We start from the raw sequence: 368 nt of genomic DNA on the forward strand, positions 1-368 counted from the left end.
TCCGGATCCGTCACCGTCAGGTCGCCGATGATCGCGCCCGCCGCGTTCTCGTCGACGGAGGCGTTGGACAGCGTGATATCCGTCGGGGCCTCGTTCAGGTCGTTGACGGTGATGACGAAAGTTTCGCTATAGGTCAGGGAGCCGGTATCCTCGGCGGTCACTTCGACATTGACCGTGTCCTCGGTCTCGTGATCCAGCGCCTCGCCGGCCTTGAGCTTCAGCTGGCCGGCCACGACTTCGAACCGGGCGTCATCGACGGAGAAGGTATGGCTGTCGCCATCGTCCGGATCCGTCACCGTCAGGTCGCCGATGATCGCGCCCGCCGCGTTCTCGTCGACGGAGGCGTTGGACAGCGTGATATCCGTCGG

General features: G+C 64.4%; 1 protein-coding gene. It reads right to left on the reverse strand.

What is annotated here, in order from left to right:
- Nucleotides 1-368, reverse strand: a 368-nt coding sequence (locus tag ABLN94_RS24620; protein ID WP_352997356.1) for a cadherin repeat domain-containing protein, incomplete at both ends; no start/stop codon positions are given.

This window comes from Ruegeria sp. SCP11, from assembly GCF_040329455.1.
Taxonomy (GTDB): Bacteria; Pseudomonadota; Alphaproteobacteria; order Rhodobacterales; family Rhodobacteraceae; genus Ruegeria; species Ruegeria atlantica_E.